This window comes from Candidatus Parcubacteria bacterium (assembly GCA_023131895.1).
GTDB lineage: Bacteria > Patescibacteriota > Minisyncoccia > Minisyncoccales > JAGMDC01 > JAGLYZ01.
The window spans coordinates 53,893-69,946 of the sequence record JAGLYZ010000003.1 but is presented as its reverse complement, the minus strand read 5'-3'; the positions used below and the strand labels follow the sequence as shown (position 1 = coordinate 69,946).

Genomic DNA, 16,054 nt, shown 5'->3' with positions numbered 1-16,054 from the left:
ATGAAAGACCACCTTTATATCTCTCCTGCAGCACAGCCAATCTTGGTGATTGGAATAATAAAACGCAATCACTTAAAATTAAACATCCTTCAGAGGACTTGATTGGAAAAGCGGTTTTATTTACTTATCAAGAATTTAAAGGAAGATGCGGATTAGCTTCTTGTAGCGAGCCAGCAGATTTTTTAATAGAAAACTTAAACGAACGAGCTAAATGTTATGGGATAGAAAGCGAATTTGTATATTATCCAAGAATCGGAAACGAAACACTTTCTTCTATACATTACTTTCATACTGACTATTCCAAAGAAGCATCTGGTAGTGTAGTTTTTTATGATTCAATTGATTGCAAAGGAGATAAATGGGAAGTTCCACTTACACCCTCCGGAGTACTTAGAATGTCACTTGATAGTCCTGCTTACGTTTCTTGGGACGGACGCATCATATCTTTTGAAATCAACGGACCCTATGTGGTTATTTTAACTAATTCGTATTTAAAAGAAACCTATCCTTTGAATGATGATGTAAGATGCCAGCTTTTTAAAATTGAAAAACCAGATATCACAAGATGTATACCAACTATAAGAGGAAGCTATATTTATGACCCGGAACCAGATGGAGATAAAGTCCGTTCAGTGACAATAGTGCCTGCAGAATAAATCCTCAAAAAAGGTTTTAAAGCAAAAAACCGCTTCTTAGCGGTTTTTTTTGGTATTGCTTAACCAGGTTAAGCAATTATGGGCGTGGTTTTATAACCACTCTTCTTTCCGGCTCTTGGCCAATGCTTTCTGAAACAATATTTTCTTTATCAGCTAATTCCAAATGGATAATTCGCCTTTCAAATCCAGACATTGGAGCTAAAACTCTTTCTTTTTTAGACAAAGCTACTTCATCAGCCACTGAACGAGCCATTTCTTTTAAATACTCTGTTTTTCTCTTTTTATAATCGTTAATGTCAATATTAACATAGAATTGCTCTTCTATTACTCTTCTTAATATTATTTTCAATAGATGCTGGATTTCAGCCAAAGTGCGCCCGTTTTCGCCAATTAAAACCTGCGGCTCTTCCATTGTTAAATCAATAGAAACAGATTCCTCGTCAGGCAAGGATTTTACTTCAATTTCTGGTTCAAAACACATTTTTTTAAAAAACTCTTGTGTGATTTTTTTAATTTTATTTAAATTCTCCTGACTAACCATAGTTTTAATTATCCAGAGACCCGGTCTCGGTTTTTTTTAATGTGAAATATTGCTGGACAATGCTAAACAAAGTGAACACTATTAAATATAAAGCTAAAACTGAAGGCAGCGCCCAAAGGATTAAAACAATAAATACAGGAAAGAAATAAAGCATTTGCTTCTGCATCATATTTGAAAACTGCGCCATTGTGTCCTTAGAACCATGTTTAATCTTGCCCGGCTTTGGAATAATCATTTTTGTCTGGAAAAACTGCAAGACGCCAACTAAAATAGCAAACGGCCAAAATGCTTCTGTAAGCTCTACCATCCCTAAAAAAGAAGTATTAATATGATTAGAAAAATGCACAAAAGAATATAACCCCTGAAGTCCGTTAGAGTCAAATGTCCAAAATACTCTATAAAGAGCAATAATAATAGGAAGCTGAATTAATAATGGCAGACAACCTGAAAGGGGATTAACTTTTTCCCTTTGGTAAAGCTCCATCATTGCTTTAGCTTGTTTTTCTTTATCGTTTTTAAATTTGTCTTGGATCTCCTTCATTTTCGGCTGTAATCCAGAAAGTTCTTTTTGCGCTTTAATCCCTTTAGCGCTCAAAGGATATATTACTAATCTTATTAAAATAGTTAGGACAATCACAGCAATGCCAAAGTCATGGCCTGGAATATACTTATATAATAAAACTAAACCATTAAATAATGGCTGTTGAAGAACTGTATAGAAAAATGAAGTAAATAATTCAAACATAAGTCATTTTAACATTTTAGCATTTAAACATTTTAACATTTCTGATTTTATCTTTTGTTAGAATGTTAATATGTTACGGCATATCTATTCCGCCTCTATTCCAGGGATGGCATCTTGAAATTCTTTTTATTCCTAAAAACAACCCTTTAAGTATACCATATTTTTGAACAGCTAAATAACAATATTCTGAACAGCTGGGATAAAAACGGCAATGCTTTCCTAATCCAGGAGAAATAAATCCCTGATAAAATTTTATAATTCTAAGAATTAATCTTTTAAACAATTTATTCTATAACACATATACCACGGCCGTGCTATATGTGTTATATATTTGGATTAGGAATTTAAAATTTTTGCTTTTTTTAAAATTTCTTCAACTTCTTGCTTTATATTCTTAAAGCCTTGTTTTTCTATTCCGCTATTAGTTAAAAATACAATATCTAAATCCTTTTTCATCCTGTTTATTTTTCTCTTTAATATCTCCCTCAACTGCCTTTTCACTTTATTGCGAACTACCGCCTTATTTGAAATTTTCTTACTAACAATAATGCCAAATCTATTAAATCCTAAATCATTATTTAAAACTTTTAAAAATAAAAAGCCCTGCTTATACCCTTTGCCTTTTTTAAAAACTCTGTCAAAATCTTTTTTATTCCTTAAACGATTTTTTTGGCTAAACATATATTAAACACTAAGTTTCTTCCTGCCCTTTTTCCTTCTTCTATTAATAACTTTTTTCCCGCCCTTGGTTCTTTTTCTAATTAAAAACCCATGTGTTTTCTTTCTTTTTCTTTTTTTAGGATTGTATGTAATGCTCATAATAACATTTTGATATAATAACATTTTAACATTATCATATTTAAAAATAAAAAACAACACATAGTTATGTGTTATGTTCTTTCCCACACTTTTTCCACAGATTATCAACAAGTTTTTACTGTGTTTTGACTTTTTAATTTATTTAAAGTCAATTTGTCTTTATTCGCCAATATGATATGATGGAATAAGTTAAAAGTAGAAAGTTAAAAGTTCAAAGTCAAAGTTTTAAGTTAAAAGTTAATTTTTAATTTTTCACTTTTAATTTTAAACTTGACTGAACGAAGTGAAGGAACGTGACTAAAGAAGAACTCTGGCAGGCAATACTTGCCCAAATTCAGTTTAATACTTCTCCAGCTAATTTCGCTACATGGTTTAAAAACACAAAAATTCTTTTGAAAAAAGAAGGCAGACTCATAGTTTCTGTCCCTAATCACTTTTCTAAAGAATGGTTGGAAAATAAATATAGTAAAACTATTTTAAAAATCGCCCACAGCTTAAACGAAGAAGTAAAAGAAGTAACATACGAGGTTCCCAGAGCTGGATTGAAAATAAAAAAAGAGTCATCTAATATTATAGACTCATATACAAATGAAGAACAGCTTCAATTCCAAGAATTCAAAGTTGATAAAATTACCAATTTAAACCCACGTTATTTGTTTGAGAACTTTGTAGTAGGAGCTTTTAATGAACTCTCCCACGCCGCAGCTTTGGCTGTTTCTAAAAGCCCTGGATTAGCTTATAATCCTTTATTTATCTATGGCGGAGTAGGATTGGGGAAAACCCATCTCATACAAGCTATTGGGAACAAAATAAAAAAAGATTTCCAAGACAAGAAAATAAGATACATCACTGGCGAAAAATTCATTTCCGGCGTTGTTTCCTCAATCAAAAACCATAGTATTGAAGAATTTAAAAACAACCATAGAAAAATTGATGTTTTAATTATTGACGATATCCAATTTTTAGCTGGAAAAGAAAAAACTCAAGAAGAATTTTTCCATATTTTTAATACTCTATATGAAAATAGCAAACAGATTGTTCTTTCTTCAGACCGCCCGCCGAAAGCTATTTCCAATTTAGAAGAACGTCTGCGCTCCCGCTTTGAAGGAGGAATGATTGCTGATATTAGTTTTCCTGATTATGAAACAAGAATGGCTATTTTAAAAGTTAAATCCCAGGAAAAAGGAATAAACCTTTCTGATGATGTATTAGAGTATATTAGTTCCAATATTAAAGAAAATATTAGGGAGTTAGAGGGCGGCCTGAATAGATTAATCGCTTATCAAAAACTAAATAATGAAACACCGGATCTTGAAGTGGCAAAAACACTTTTAAAAAACATTATCTCTGCTCCAGCAAGAATAATAAGCCCTAAAAAAATCATCCAGACAGTGGCTGAATTCTACGACTTAAAAGAGAAGGAGATTATCGCTGCTTCAAGAAAAAAAGAAATTGTTGTTCCTCGTCAAGTAGCAATGTATATTTTAAGGGAATCACTTAATTATTCTTTTCCTTTTATCGGAAAGAAATTCGGCGGCAAAGACCATACTACCGCTATTCACGCTTTTGTAAAAATTTCTAAAGAAGTAAAAGAAAATGAAAAACTTTTTGAAGAAATTAATTTAATAAAACAAAGGATATATTCTGTTTAGAAAAAGTGGAGAAAAGGTGAAGAAAAACTTAGGCATAAAAAAAGAAAAATAAATTATTTTTAATAAACAACTTTTACACAATCTATTTATTAAGGAGTTGAATTAAAAATAAAATTATACACAGATACAATAATAACAAATTTATTTAATTAACTAATATTAATAATATGAAAATAGTAATTTTAAAAGAAAATTTAAAAAAAGGATTAGATATTGTAGAAAAAATAACTGGTAAAAATCTTACTCTTCCCATTTTAAATAATGTTTTAATTTCAACTGAAGGCAATCTTCTAAATCTTATTACAACTGACCTTGAAGTAGGAATAAAATACTGGGTTTTAGCTAAAGTAGAGAAACAAGGGAAAATAACTATTCCAGCCAGGTTTTTGTCTAATTTTATTAATTTTCTTCCTAATGAGAAAATAATATTAGATGTAAAAAATAATATTTTACATATTGAGTGTAAAAATCAAAAAGCGCAAATTAAAGGACAGAAAACAGAAGAGTTTCCAATTATTCCTAAAATTGATAATGAAAAATTTTTAGAAATTAATATTAATCCTTTTTATGAAGGAATTTCTCAAGTAATTGCCTTCACAAGCCCTAGCCAAACCAGAGCGGAATTATCTGGAATATATTTTAATTTTAAAAAAAACCAATTAAAAATAACAAGCACTGATAGTTTTAGACTGGCTGAAAAAACACTTTATTTTAAAAATAAAATAGACAGCGATTTAATTCCTGAGCAAGGATATTCTTTTATTCTTCCGTTAAAAACAAGTAGAGAGCTTCTTAATGTTTTTTCCGAAAAAGACAGTGATGCTGTTAAAAAAATGGATTCTAAAAAGATTAGAATTTATTTCTCCTCTAATCAAGTCCTGTTTGAGATATTGTTTCCAGAAATTACTAAACCGCAAATTCAACTTATTTCCCGCTTGATTGAAGGCGACTATCCAGATTATCAGGAGATTATTCCTAAAAAATATGAAACACGGGCTATTTTAGATAAAAATGAATTTTTAAATAAAATAAAAACAGCTTCTCTTTTTAGCGGCAAGGTTAATGAGGTTAAGTTAAAGGCAGTGCCTGAAAAGAAGCAGATAGAAATTTCTTCTCAAAGCACAGAGCTTGGTGAAAATAAATCGATTCTTCCATGTAATATAACAGGCAAGGAAATAAAAGTTTCTTTTAATTGGAAATTCTTAATTGAAGGATTAGCTAATATAAAAAGCTCAGAAGTTGTTTTTGATATAAATAAAGAAGACGGTCCTTCTGTTTTAAAACCAGTAGGCGATGAAAGTTATCTTTATGTAATAATGCCGATTAAGGCGACATAAATTCTTCTTTGGGGAATTTTTTAAGAGCTTCTGACATAAATGCTTTCCAAATAGGCGCAGACAGGGTAATACCTGGTTTTTTACTTGTTGGAGAATTATTATTGTTTCCTGCCCAAACGCCGCATACAATTGAGGGGCTGTAGCCGATTGTCCAAGCATCTTTATATTCCTGAGTAGTTCCTGTCTTAGCAGCTGTATCAAAATCTTTAATATATAGAGATGAATTATATCCAAAAAGAGGCGCTCTTGCTTCATTATCTGAAAGAATATCGTTGAGCAGGCGAGTTTCTTGAATTCCTAAAACCCTTTGAGGGTTTTTTTTGTTTTCTTTTATTATATTGCCTTGCGCGTCTTCAATTTTTAAAATAGTTACTGGCGGCACCTTTAAACCCTCGGTTGCAAAAACGCCATAGGCAGAGGTCATTTCCAGTAATCTTACTTCCCAGCCGCCCAAAACAATGGCTGGTCCATAAGGAGGTCTTAAAGTAGTAAGCCCTAATTTTTGAGCTGTCTCAACGCTGTTCTTAATGCTTTCCTGTACTGTAGGGCCGCAAAAATTGACTAAAACTTTTACTGCTGGCACATTAATTGATTGAGCTAATGCTTCTCTTAAGGTTACTTCTCCCCTGAATTTATTATCATAGTTTTGAGGAACATATTCTTTATCTCCCCAAAGGCCAAAGTTTGTTTTTTCGTCTATCACCGTAGTTTCATCGTCATAGCCGTTTTGAAAAGCAGTAACATAAACAAACGGCTTAAAAGCAGAGCCTGGCTGCCTTCCAATGCCGTAAATAGGAATGTTTACCTTTGGTTCAAATAAACAATCTTTTCCTGAAGTACATCCTTCTGGATAGGATCCAGCGAAATAATCTTTTGAACCGACCATTGCCAAAACCTCGCCGTTTTTCGGATTTAAGGCAACCAATGCCGCGTTATGCGCTTGGTAATTTTCATTAATTTTTACTCTCTCCTCCACTGATTTTTCTGCTAATTGCTGAAGATCCCAATCCAGAGAGGTATAGACCTTTAATCCGTTTTCTTTTAAAAATTCGCTTCCGTATTGTTTTTCTAATTTGCTTTTAATATAGATAGTGAAATGAGGCGCTTTTATTTCCACAGCCTTAGACGCAAAAATTATTTCTTTTCTCTTTGCTTCTTCTGCTTGTTTTTTAGATATATATCCTTGCTCTGCCATTGCGTCTAAGACATAGTCTTTTCTTCCCAGTAGACGGTCTTTGTTTTTCCCATAAGGAGAAAGCCTGCTTGGCCCGCAGATAAGCGAAGCCAGTATAGCAGATTCTTCCAGAAAAAGGTCTTGAACTGGTTTTTTGAAATATGTCTGGCTTGCCGCTTCTACTCCATAAGCGTTGGAGCCGAAGGGCACTTGGTTTAAATACCATTCCATTATTTCATTTTTGGTATATTTTCTTTCCAGCTCTATTGTTAGAATAATCTCTCTTATTTTTCTTTCAGCTGTTTTACTTAGGGTTAAAAAACTAGATCTAATTAATTGCTGTGTAATAGTAGAACCGCCCTGCGCAGGCTTTTTTAATTTAAGATTTGTCAGGACAGCCCTTGTAACGCCTTTATAATCAATTCCATGGTGTTTATAAAAAGATCTATCTTCTGCTGTGATGATTGCTTGTATCAATTGCTCTGGCACTGTTTCTATGGAGACTATGGTTCTTTTTTCTTCTCCATAGATATTATATAAAAGAACTTCGCCAGTCCGATCGTATATTTTTGTTGATTCAATGAAGACCTTTTCCATAAAGTTTTCCGGCCTGGGTAGATCTTTGGCATAATAAAAGAACAAAGAACAAAGAACAAAGAACAAAAAGCCAAAACAAAAGACTAAAAATTTTGCCAATTTTTTAATCTGTCTTATCTTTTTATTTTCTCCAAATATTTTTCGATGATATACTCTTTTTGCCATAGACTTTCTACCATTAACTTTAGTAGATTTTATCCTATTTGGCAAATTTAAATACTTTTGCTATCATAAAAGTATGAAAATAGATACCAATCCTGAAAAAATTGAAGAGGTGTTGACTCGAGGAGTAGAAGAAATGATTATAAAGAAAGATTTAGAAAAGAAACTGCTTTCCGGAAAAAGATTAAGAATAAAATTTGGAGTTGACCCTTCAAGACCTGATATTCATTTAGGTCATACTGTTCCCTTAAAAAAACTCCAAGAATTTCAAAAACTGGGGCATCAAATCGTTTTTATTATTGGTGATTTTACTGGTAGAATCGGCGACCCTTCAGGCAAATCAAAAACTCGGCCTCAACTTTCAAATAAACAAGTCAATGAGAATGCTAAAACCTACCTTGAACAGGTGAGAAAGGTGATTGATACAAAAAAAATAGAAATTAAAAGAAACAGTGAGTGGTACGATAAGATGGCCCCAGACGATTTTATAAAACTATTCAGTAAAATTACTTTAGCTCGAATTTTAGAAAGAGATGATTTTGAAAAGAGAATGAAAGGAAAAATTGATATTTATCCCCATGAAATAATTTACCCGATTTTACAAGGATATGATTCCATAGTTATAAAGTCAGACCTTGAAATAGGGGGGACCGACCAAACCTTTAATATGTTGATGGGCAGAAAGCTTCAGAAAAGATTTAATCAACCTCAACAGGATGTGATGACTACTTCGCTTCTGGTTGGATTAGACGGCAAAGACAAAATGAGTAAAAGTTTAGATAATTATATTGGGATTACTGAACCTCCGACAGAGCAGTATGGAAAGACAATGTCTGTCCCTGATAATTTAATTCTTCATTATTTTGAATTAGCCACAGATATTCCATTAGAAAAGATTACTCAGGTAAAAAAAGATTTAAAATTAAAAAAAATAAACCCCAAGGATTTAAAACAAAGATTGGCTCGGGAAATTGTTGCTCTCTATTATAGTAAAAAAGCGGCAGGAAAGGCTGAAAAGGAATTTAACAGGGTTTTTAAAGAAAAAAAACTGCCGTCTAAAATCCCTGCAATCAAGTTGAAGGCTGGCGATTGGGATATTTTGGACTTGTTGAAGGAAATAAAAATAGCTTCCTCAAAGTCAGAAGCTAAAAGATTGGTCTTGCAAAAGGGAGTTAAAATAGATAATAAAATTCAAAATGACTGGCAGGCAAAGATTAAAATAAAAAAAGGCATAATAATTCAAGTCGGGAAAAGAAGATTTATTAAGATAATTTAAAAATCCCGCAGAGGCGGGATTTTTAAATTACACAACTGGAGTTTCTTCTGGTTTTTCTTCAGAACCTTCTTCAGTAGTTTTTTCAGTTTCTGGGACTTCCTTAGGTGCTCCTTCGGTTTCAGGAGTTCCTTCGGTTTCAGGAGTTCCTTCAGCTTCTTCTTTAGGAGTTTCTTCTCCAGTAGCTTCTTCTCCTTCCAACTGATTAGTTGTTTCTCCTTCTACAGGAGCGTCAGTGGCAGGAGTTTCAGGAGCGTCAGTTGTTTCTTCTTCTCCTTCACTAGTAAATTCGTAAATCATAATTTTTTAAAGAATATCACTCTCTTCACAGTAAATAAAAAAAGAGTGATTTTTAATTTCTACTCTATTATCATCGACCTTTCCAAGCTATATCTCCATTATATGTGTTTTTAAAAACTTGTCAAGGCTTTTTATCATAAATTAGTATAACAAACTGCTGTTGCCAAGGCATCAGCAGCATCATCTGGCTTTGGCAGTTCTTTTAGATTAAGAATAACCTTTATCATTTTTTGAATTTGCTGTTTGTCTGCTTTTCCATAACCTGTTATTGCCATTTTTATTTGAAGAGGAGTAAATTCGTAAATAGGGATTTTTTTCTTAGCAGCTGTAAACAATATTACTCCTTTTGCCTGGCTCACGGGAAAAGCGGTTTTTAAATTCTTAAAAAAATATATATTTTCTACTGCCATTACTTTTGGATTGTATTGTTTAATTATTTTATTAAGTTCTGTATTTATTTTTTTAAGCCTTTCTCCGTCGCTAAATCCTGGTTTAGTGCTGATGCATCCATATCCAAGACACCTTAAGATTTTTGATTTTTGAGTTTTTTTTATTATGCCGTACCCAGTAGTAGCAATACCAGGATCTATACCTATAATAATCATAGTTATGTTTTAAGATTAGAATAAATTTCTTGAACCGCTTCGTTTTCGTCTAACAGTTCAAATAATTTTTCTGTTTTTTGTTTATCTTTTTCTTCTAATTTAATTTCCTCTTTTGCTACCCAGTCCAATGACGCAGATTCAATTTCAATGTTTTGCGCTTCAATATTTTTTTTAACTTTTTCTAAATCCTCTGGCTTTGTATAAATATCTAAAAGAGAATTATGCCAGTAAATATCATCTGCTCCTGCCTCTATTACTTTTAGCTCTAAATCTTCTTTGTTCATTGTTTTCTGCTCATTGTTTACTGTGATAGCTCCTTTCCTCTCAAACATCCATTTAACTGAGCCTTCTCCAGCCAGCTTGCCGTTTGCCTGATTTAAAATTTGTCTAATCTCTCCCAACGACCTGTTTTTATTATCAGTAATTGCTTCAATAATAATAGCTATTCCAGAGGGTCCGTATGCTTCATAAATTACTTCTTCCAGTTTTTCTTCTTCTAATTCTCCAGTTCCTCTTTTTATCGCTCTTTCTATATTATCTTTTGGCATATTCACTGACTTAGCTTTTTCAACAACTAAGCGCAAGCCAGAGTTGGTTTCCGGGTCGTTTCCTTTTTCTCTAACAGCAATCAGAATCTGCCTGGCTATTTTAGAGAAAATTTTACCGCGTTTGGCGTCAGTAATGGCTTTTTTATGCTTTATTGAACTAAAATGCGAATGTCCGCTCATGTTTTCATCTTACTAAATTTTTAATTACTTTTCAAATTCTTTTTTAAAATTAAAATAATAACAGCTGAATAAAAAGAAATTATTAAAGCGATTACAATAGCCATTCTACGAGAACTGTTCTCGTAGAATCCTTTAAATCCTTGGCTGATGCTTGCTTCGATAGAGTCGTCTGACAGAGATCCGCTCTCTGTGGCTCTTTCACTTAACAGAGATCGGGTCTCTGTATATTTTTCTTTTAGAGATGACAGGACATTAATAGATCCTGGTGTTAAATTTTCTGACCATTGCCAGTTAAATTCAAATTTGTTATATGACTGTCCCAAAATCGCTTTTTCAAAACTTACTTCGTCAACAATTTCTTTATTAGGATTAAAAATTTTTAATCCATCACTATTATTGTTTAGGGTAATTTTTGTTTCAGGACGCTCTAAAACCAAAAACCCTTTTCCTGAAATTTTTGTTCCTATTGGGAAAATATATTCTTTAACTTTACCAATAGTGTCAGAAATTTTCCATTTTGAAATATCTACATCAAAATTATTTTTATTAAAAATCTCTATCCATTCATTTTCCGCATCCGGACCTTCGGGCGAGGGGAGTACTTCATTAATAACTATCCCAGAAGGATAATTATTTCGAGGCGGAACATCCATAAGATGTTTGGCCTCGTTATCATCCTCGTAATTAGCTTCTTCGTCATCGGACTTACCATCGCTATTTTCTCTTCTTGGCGTTCCACCTGGCTCTTGGCTTGTCTGCCAATTGCTATTTTTCCTTTCCATAGTTTGTTTGGATTGATTGTCTCCAGCAAACCATGCTTCATGACAATCTAATTTATCAATTAGATTGTCATTACTGTCAAAGAGCTCTAAAATTTCTCCTTTATTATTTAAAGCCCCTTTATAAATTATATCAGCAGAAACTTCATTTACACTGTCATCGTCAGTTCTTTCTAAAAGATAAAAGCCTTTAGATAAAATAAAACCAGATAATTTAATTTCTGGGCTTTTGTCATTAGCTTTTAATATCCATTCATCAAGATTTACATTAGTGTAGCTATTATTATACAATTCAATCCATTCATCGTTATGAGAGTTTTTAGTACCCATCCATGCAATTTCGTTAATAACTACTGAATTTTCAACAGCCAAAATAAAATCGGTTTGAAAACCGATTAGTGCTATAATTATTAACAAAAAAAATTTTAAAGTTTTTTCCATTTTGCTGTAAAAAAAACTGTTTAAAAACTGTTTAAAAGCAGTGCAAAGATTGTTTAAATTCTGTTTAAAGCAGATTCTGTTCTCTCTTATATTTTATCCCAAGATGTTTATAAGCATTCAAAGTAGCCATTCTTCCCTTAGGAGTTCTTTCTATAAATCCTAATTGCATTAAGTATGGCTCGTAGATGTCTAAAATAGTGTCTTCTTCTTCAGAAGTAGCAGCTGACAGGGTTTTTAATCCTACTGGACCTCCTTCAAATTTTTTAATAATTGTTTGAATAATTTTTCTATCGCCTGGCTCTAATCCAAGCTCATCAATTTCTAAAAACTTCATAGCTGATTTAGTGATTTTTTCATCAATAATTCCATCGCCTTCTACCTGGGCGAAATCTCTAATTCTTTTCAGCAAGCGGTTGGCTACCCTAGGAGTATAACGCGAGCATTTAGCGATTATTGTAACTGCTTTTGGCTCTATCGCTATGTTTAGAATTTTACTGGAGTGCTCAACAATTTTCTCAATATCTTTGGAGTCATAAAAATCAATTTGGAAAATAGCGCCAAAACGGTTTCTTAGAGGCGATGATAAAAGAGCTAAACGGGTTGTTGCCCCTATTAAAGTAAAGCTGGGCAGCTTCATTTCCATTGTTCTTGCCATTGGGCCTTTTCCCAAGATAAGATTCAGTTTAAAATCCTCCATTGCCGGGTAAAATATTTCTTCGCAGACCTTGTTTAAACGGTGGATTTCATCAATGAAAAGAACATCACCATCTTCAAGATTGGTTAGAATAGAAGCTAAATCGCCAGCTTTTTCAATGGCTGGGCCAGAGGTAGTTTTAATATCAGCTTCCATTTCTTTAGCAATGAGATGGGAAATTGTGCTTTTTCCAAGTCCAGGGCTTCCGTAGAAAAGCAAGTGGTCAGGAGCTTCCTTTCTTTGCTTGGCTGCTTGAATAATTATTCTTAGATTTTTCTTTAATTTTTCCTGGCCGATATATTCTTCCCAGTTTTTTGGCCGTAAAGCATTATCTAAAATTTCGTCATCTTTGCAGGATTTATCTTTTTTTAGAATACAATTGTTTTTTTTAGATATAATCATATGTAGGGGTTGACAAATTCATATTATTTATTATAATTAAAGCTAAAGATAGCCCAGAGCCGGGGATATAGGAATTTCTTTCAGTTAATGGATAATTCAGGTAATGCTGGCTTATTCCTCAAAGAGATTCTGAACTTTAAGTTCTCAAGCTAAAGTCCTGTCCCCGGCTCCGGGCTATTCGCCAGCCACTCTTTCTATTTCTTCTATAGTGGTTTCTTTATTTAAAACTTTTAGAAAACCATCCTGCTTCATTGTTGCCATTCCTTTTTTAAATGCTGCCTTCCTTAAAGCAGAGATTGAAGGGTTTTCTAAAATAAAGTTTTCCATTACATCATCAATTAAAATTGCTTCAAAAATTCCAGTTCTTCCTTTGTATCCTGTATTATTGCAATCCTTGCATCCATTTGGCTTTAGAATTTTTAAATCACTATCAATTTTATAACTAATTTCTTTAGAAAGGCTCTTTAACCCGTTTTTTAATTTTTCAACTTCCAGTATTGACGCTTTCTCTAATTTAGCGCATTTCTTGCATATTTTTCTTACTAATCTTTGCGCAATAATCATATTCACTGCTGGTCCGATATTTACCGGCTTGGCGCCTAAATTTATTAAACGGGCAATAGTTCCGGCAGCATCATTTGTGTGCAAGGTAGTCAAAACTAAATGGCCGGTGAGAGCGGACTGAATGGCAATTTTAGCTGTTTCTGTATCCCTGATCTCTCCAACAAGAATTGCGTCTGGGTCTTGTCTCATAATAGAACGAAGTCCATTGGAAAAATCATATCCTTTTTCCGGCTCTACTTGGGTTTGTGAGATGCCTTTGAGGTGGTATTCAATAGGATCTTCAATCGTTATAACTTTAGCTTCCGGGCTTTTAATTCTTTTAAGAAAAGCGTAAAGTGTGGTTGTTTTTCCAGAGCCGGTCGGACCGGTTACAATAATCATTCCATTCGGCTTTTTTATTTCTTTTAAAAAGAGTTCAAGCAGGTCTTTTCTTAATCCTAATCCTTCAACCTCAATTAATGATTTAGGATTTAGAATTCTTAAAACAATTGACTCTCCGTATTCAGACGGCAGGGAAGAGACCCTAATTTCTATAGTTTCCTGTTTTGAAATAATAGAAAACCTGCCGTCTTGCGGACGGTCAGAAACGTTAAGCTTCAGAGCGCTTAAAAGTTTGATTCTAGAGAGAAGAGATTCAAATATTTTTTTATCTAAAGAGATAATCTCTTGGAGCATTCCGTCAATTCTTATTCTGATTTTTATTTCTTTTTTCCTTGGTTCAATATGAATATCTGAAGCATTTAAATTAATTGCGCCTATTAAAATATTTTCTAAAACTTCAGTTATGTTTTCTTCTAAAACTGATTCAATGTTTTTTTTGAAACCAGAAAGATTTTTTACTTTCTTTTCTATATTAGAAATGGTCTGAGGTGATATAATAATTTGACCAGTTATTTTTTTATTCATATTATAGAGATAAGTAAATATTATTACAACTTAACTTAAATAAACAATCTAGTCAATGTGGAAAAAAATATACCAAACCAACAGTGCTGGAGAAACTAGAAAACTGGGAGGAATGCTGGCCCGAAAAACCTCAAGAGGAATTATTGCTCTGGAGGGAAATTTGGGTTCAGGCAAAACAACTTTTATCCAGGGCTTTGCCAAAGGCCTTGGTATTAAGGAAAAAATCACAAGCCCGACATTTGTAATTTTAAAAAATTTTAAAAATTTCTATCATATTGATTGTTACCGCATTCAGACGCCAGAAGAAATTTTAAGTATCGGATTTAAAGAAATTATTTCTAATCCGAACAATATTGTTGCTATAGAATGGCCGGAAAAAATCAAAAAAATCCTGCCAAAAAATATCATAAAAATAAAATTCAAATTTATTGACAAAAACACGAGAAAAATAATCATTAGCTAAGATAATCCTAGTTAATTATCCCGCACCACCTTTTATTAAAAGTGGTGCGGGATTTTGATATCCGATATTTATCCACAGTTTTAAATTTGACAGTAACTTTAATTATGAGAAAATAAAGCAATATGAATGAGGATTATATCTCTCTTACAGAAGCGATCCGATACTGCGATTATTCACAGGAGTATTTGTCATTGAGAGCCAGGCAGGGAAAGCTAAAAGCAGTTAAATTTGACAGGAATTGGGTAACAAAGAAAGAATGGCTGGATGAATATTTAAAAACTAATTCCAGAAAAAATAATAAAGAAAAAAGAGTAATTTTCCAAAAAGCATTGGATAAAAAGATATCTCTGCCAAGACTCCGATATGCTTTAGAATATATAATAGCAGGAGTTTTGGTTTTTTGTTTGCTTACAACAGGGGTTGTTTTTGATTTTAATAAAGACATTTTTTGGTCAATAAAAGACACTTTAATAAAAACTGGCACAGAACTATCTATTACAGCTTCCGATACTATGTTCGGTGTTGTGAAAGCATCCATATCAATTCCTAAATTTTCTATTCCTATAAATATAACAGCAAAAAAACAACAGATATCCTTGTTTTTTTCAGGACTGCATCCGATACAGGATTTCAAAGACACTATAAATTTTGTTGCTAAAAACAGTTCTAAAGGAATATCGTTTATCTCTCAAAAAACAGATGATTTCTTAAACACATTAACAATAATAATAGGCGGTTCTATAGTAAATTCAAAACCATTTCTCAATCAAGCTTTAATACAGATAAATAACTCAGTATATGAATGGAGAAAAGGAGTAATAGCGAGGTCAGATGAATTAGAAGCAGAAACAAAAAGCTACTTTTATAATTTAGGAGCAAGTATTTTACTAACAAGTAAAAATACTCATTCTTTTTTAGCTGAAGCAGGTGCTGATGCAGAAGATAGCCTTACATATGTATTTAGTGTTTTTCAGAGATTTACGCAGTGGTATAAAGAGCAAGCCATTGTTGTAGGTCAGAAAATAGTTAATACTGGTATTATTTTTAGGCAGGATTATCAAAACGCAAACGACTTTATTGAAAATAGGATTTTTCTGGCTTGGTAAACAGTAAAAACTTCAGCTTCTTTTGCTAAAAATTATATTTTAACCCATTTTTATAATTTTCATCAATTTGATGTTAATTTTCAATTTCTAATTTTCAATTAAATATTAGA

18 protein-coding genes are annotated in these 16,054 nt (G+C 32.5%); 6 read left to right on the top strand and 12 right to left on the bottom strand.

Annotated elements, in window-relative coordinates:
• Window positions 1–656: hypothetical protein (locus KAT95_03015; protein MCK4520812.1), on the top strand; the 656-nt coding region annotated here is incomplete at its 5' end.
• 76 nt (window positions 657–732) lie between these two features.
• Here the strand turns inward: KAT95_03015 and KAT95_03010 are convergent.
• The 5 genes from KAT95_03010 to rpmH form a co-directional block, all read right to left on the bottom strand.
• Window positions 733–1,197, bottom strand: coding sequence for a hypothetical protein (locus KAT95_03010; protein MCK4520811.1), 465 nt, complete (start codon window positions 1,195–1,197; stop codon window positions 733–735).
• A 4-nt stretch (window positions 1,198–1,201) separates the two neighbouring features.
• The gene (locus tag KAT95_03005) at window positions 1,202–1,942 is read right to left on the bottom strand and encodes a membrane protein insertase YidC (protein ID MCK4520810.1); all 741 of its coding nucleotides are present in this window, start codon (window positions 1,940–1,942) and stop codon (window positions 1,202–1,204) included.
• Between the two features lie 73 nt (window positions 1,943–2,015).
• The gene (gene yidD, locus KAT95_03000) at window positions 2,016–2,225 is read right to left on the bottom strand and encodes a membrane protein insertion efficiency factor YidD (protein MCK4520809.1); all 210 of its coding nucleotides are present in this window, start codon (window positions 2,223–2,225) and stop codon (window positions 2,016–2,018) included.
• Between the two features lie 53 nt (window positions 2,226–2,278).
• Window positions 2,279–2,623, bottom strand: a complete 345-nt coding sequence (gene rnpA, locus KAT95_02995) for a ribonuclease P protein component (GenBank protein MCK4520808.1) — start codon at window positions 2,621–2,623, stop codon at window positions 2,279–2,281.
• 3 nt (window positions 2,624–2,626) lie between these two features.
• The gene (rpmH, locus tag KAT95_02990; GenBank protein MCK4520807.1) at window positions 2,627–2,761 is read right to left on the bottom strand and encodes a 50S ribosomal protein L34; all 135 of its coding nucleotides are present in this window, start codon (window positions 2,759–2,761) and stop codon (window positions 2,627–2,629) included.
• Between the two features lie 293 nt (window positions 2,762–3,054).
• Here rpmH and dnaA point away from each other — a divergent pair, with 293 nt between their 5' ends.
• Both dnaA and dnaN read left to right on the top strand, forming a co-directional pair.
• On the top strand, window positions 3,055–4,413 hold the full coding sequence (gene dnaA, locus KAT95_02985; protein ID MCK4520806.1) for a chromosomal replication initiator protein DnaA: 1,359 nt from the start codon (window positions 3,055–3,057) through the stop codon (window positions 4,411–4,413).
• Between the two features lie 167 nt (window positions 4,414–4,580).
• Window positions 4,581–5,750, top strand: a complete 1,170-nt coding sequence (dnaN, locus tag KAT95_02980; protein MCK4520805.1) for a DNA polymerase III subunit beta — start codon at window positions 4,581–4,583, stop codon at window positions 5,748–5,750.
• Here dnaN and KAT95_02975 read toward each other — a convergent pair.
• On the bottom strand, window positions 5,737–7,686 hold the full coding sequence (locus KAT95_02975; GenBank protein MCK4520804.1) for a PBP1A family penicillin-binding protein: 1,950 nt from the start codon (window positions 7,684–7,686) through the stop codon (window positions 5,737–5,739). The two genes, dnaN and KAT95_02975, sit on opposite strands and share 14 nt — an antisense overlap.
• Window positions 7,687–7,759: 73 nt before the next feature.
• On the opposite strand from KAT95_02975, the gene KAT95_02970 reads away from it, so the two are divergent.
• Window positions 7,760–8,959, top strand: coding sequence for a tyrosine--tRNA ligase (locus tag KAT95_02970; protein ID MCK4520803.1), 1,200 nt, complete (start codon window positions 7,760–7,762; stop codon window positions 8,957–8,959).
• A 27-nt stretch (window positions 8,960–8,986) separates the two neighbouring features.
• Here KAT95_02970 and KAT95_02965 read toward each other — a convergent pair whose 3' ends face one another.
• From KAT95_02965 to KAT95_02940, 6 genes are all read right to left on the bottom strand, one after another.
• A complete protein-coding gene (locus KAT95_02965) occupies window positions 8,987–9,256 on the bottom strand; it encodes a hypothetical protein (GenBank protein ID MCK4520802.1) in 270 nt (89 codons plus the stop codon).
• A gap of 134 nt (window positions 9,257–9,390) precedes the next feature.
• Complete coding sequence (gene ruvC, locus KAT95_02960) at window positions 9,391–9,861, bottom strand: crossover junction endodeoxyribonuclease RuvC (protein MCK4520801.1); 471 nt, start codon at window positions 9,859–9,861, stop codon at window positions 9,391–9,393.
• A 2-nt stretch (window positions 9,862–9,863) separates the two neighbouring features.
• Window positions 9,864–10,589, bottom strand: coding sequence for a YebC/PmpR family DNA-binding transcriptional regulator (locus KAT95_02955; protein MCK4520800.1), 726 nt, complete (start codon window positions 10,587–10,589; stop codon window positions 9,864–9,866).
• Between the two features lie 20 nt (window positions 10,590–10,609).
• Window positions 10,610–11,809, bottom strand: coding sequence for a lamin tail domain-containing protein (locus KAT95_02950; protein MCK4520799.1), 1,200 nt, complete (start codon window positions 11,807–11,809; stop codon window positions 10,610–10,612).
• 64 nt (window positions 11,810–11,873) lie between these two features.
• Entirely contained in the window at window positions 11,874–12,905 is a 1,032-nt protein-coding gene (gene ruvB / locus KAT95_02945; protein ID MCK4520798.1) for a Holliday junction branch migration DNA helicase RuvB, read from the bottom strand.
• 174 nt (window positions 12,906–13,079) lie between these two features.
• Entirely contained in the window at window positions 13,080–14,375 is a 1,296-nt protein-coding gene (locus KAT95_02940) for a type II/IV secretion system protein (protein ID MCK4520797.1), read from the bottom strand.
• Window positions 14,376–14,430: 55 nt separating this feature from the next.
• On the opposite strand from KAT95_02940, the gene tsaE reads away from it, so the two are divergent.
• Together tsaE and KAT95_02930 are read left to right on the top strand one after the other, a co-directional pair.
• The gene (gene tsaE / locus KAT95_02935; protein ID MCK4520796.1) at window positions 14,431–14,838 is read left to right on the top strand and encodes a tRNA (adenosine(37)-N6)-threonylcarbamoyltransferase complex ATPase subunit type 1 TsaE; all 408 of its coding nucleotides are present in this window, start codon (window positions 14,431–14,433) and stop codon (window positions 14,836–14,838) included.
• A gap of 122 nt (window positions 14,839–14,960) precedes the next feature.
• Window positions 14,961–15,944 carry a hypothetical protein gene (locus KAT95_02930; GenBank protein MCK4520795.1) on the top strand — a complete coding sequence of 328 codons (984 nt, stop codon included), beginning with the start codon at window positions 14,961–14,963 and terminating at the stop codon, window positions 15,942–15,944.
• Window positions 15,945–16,054 lie beyond the last annotated feature (110 nt).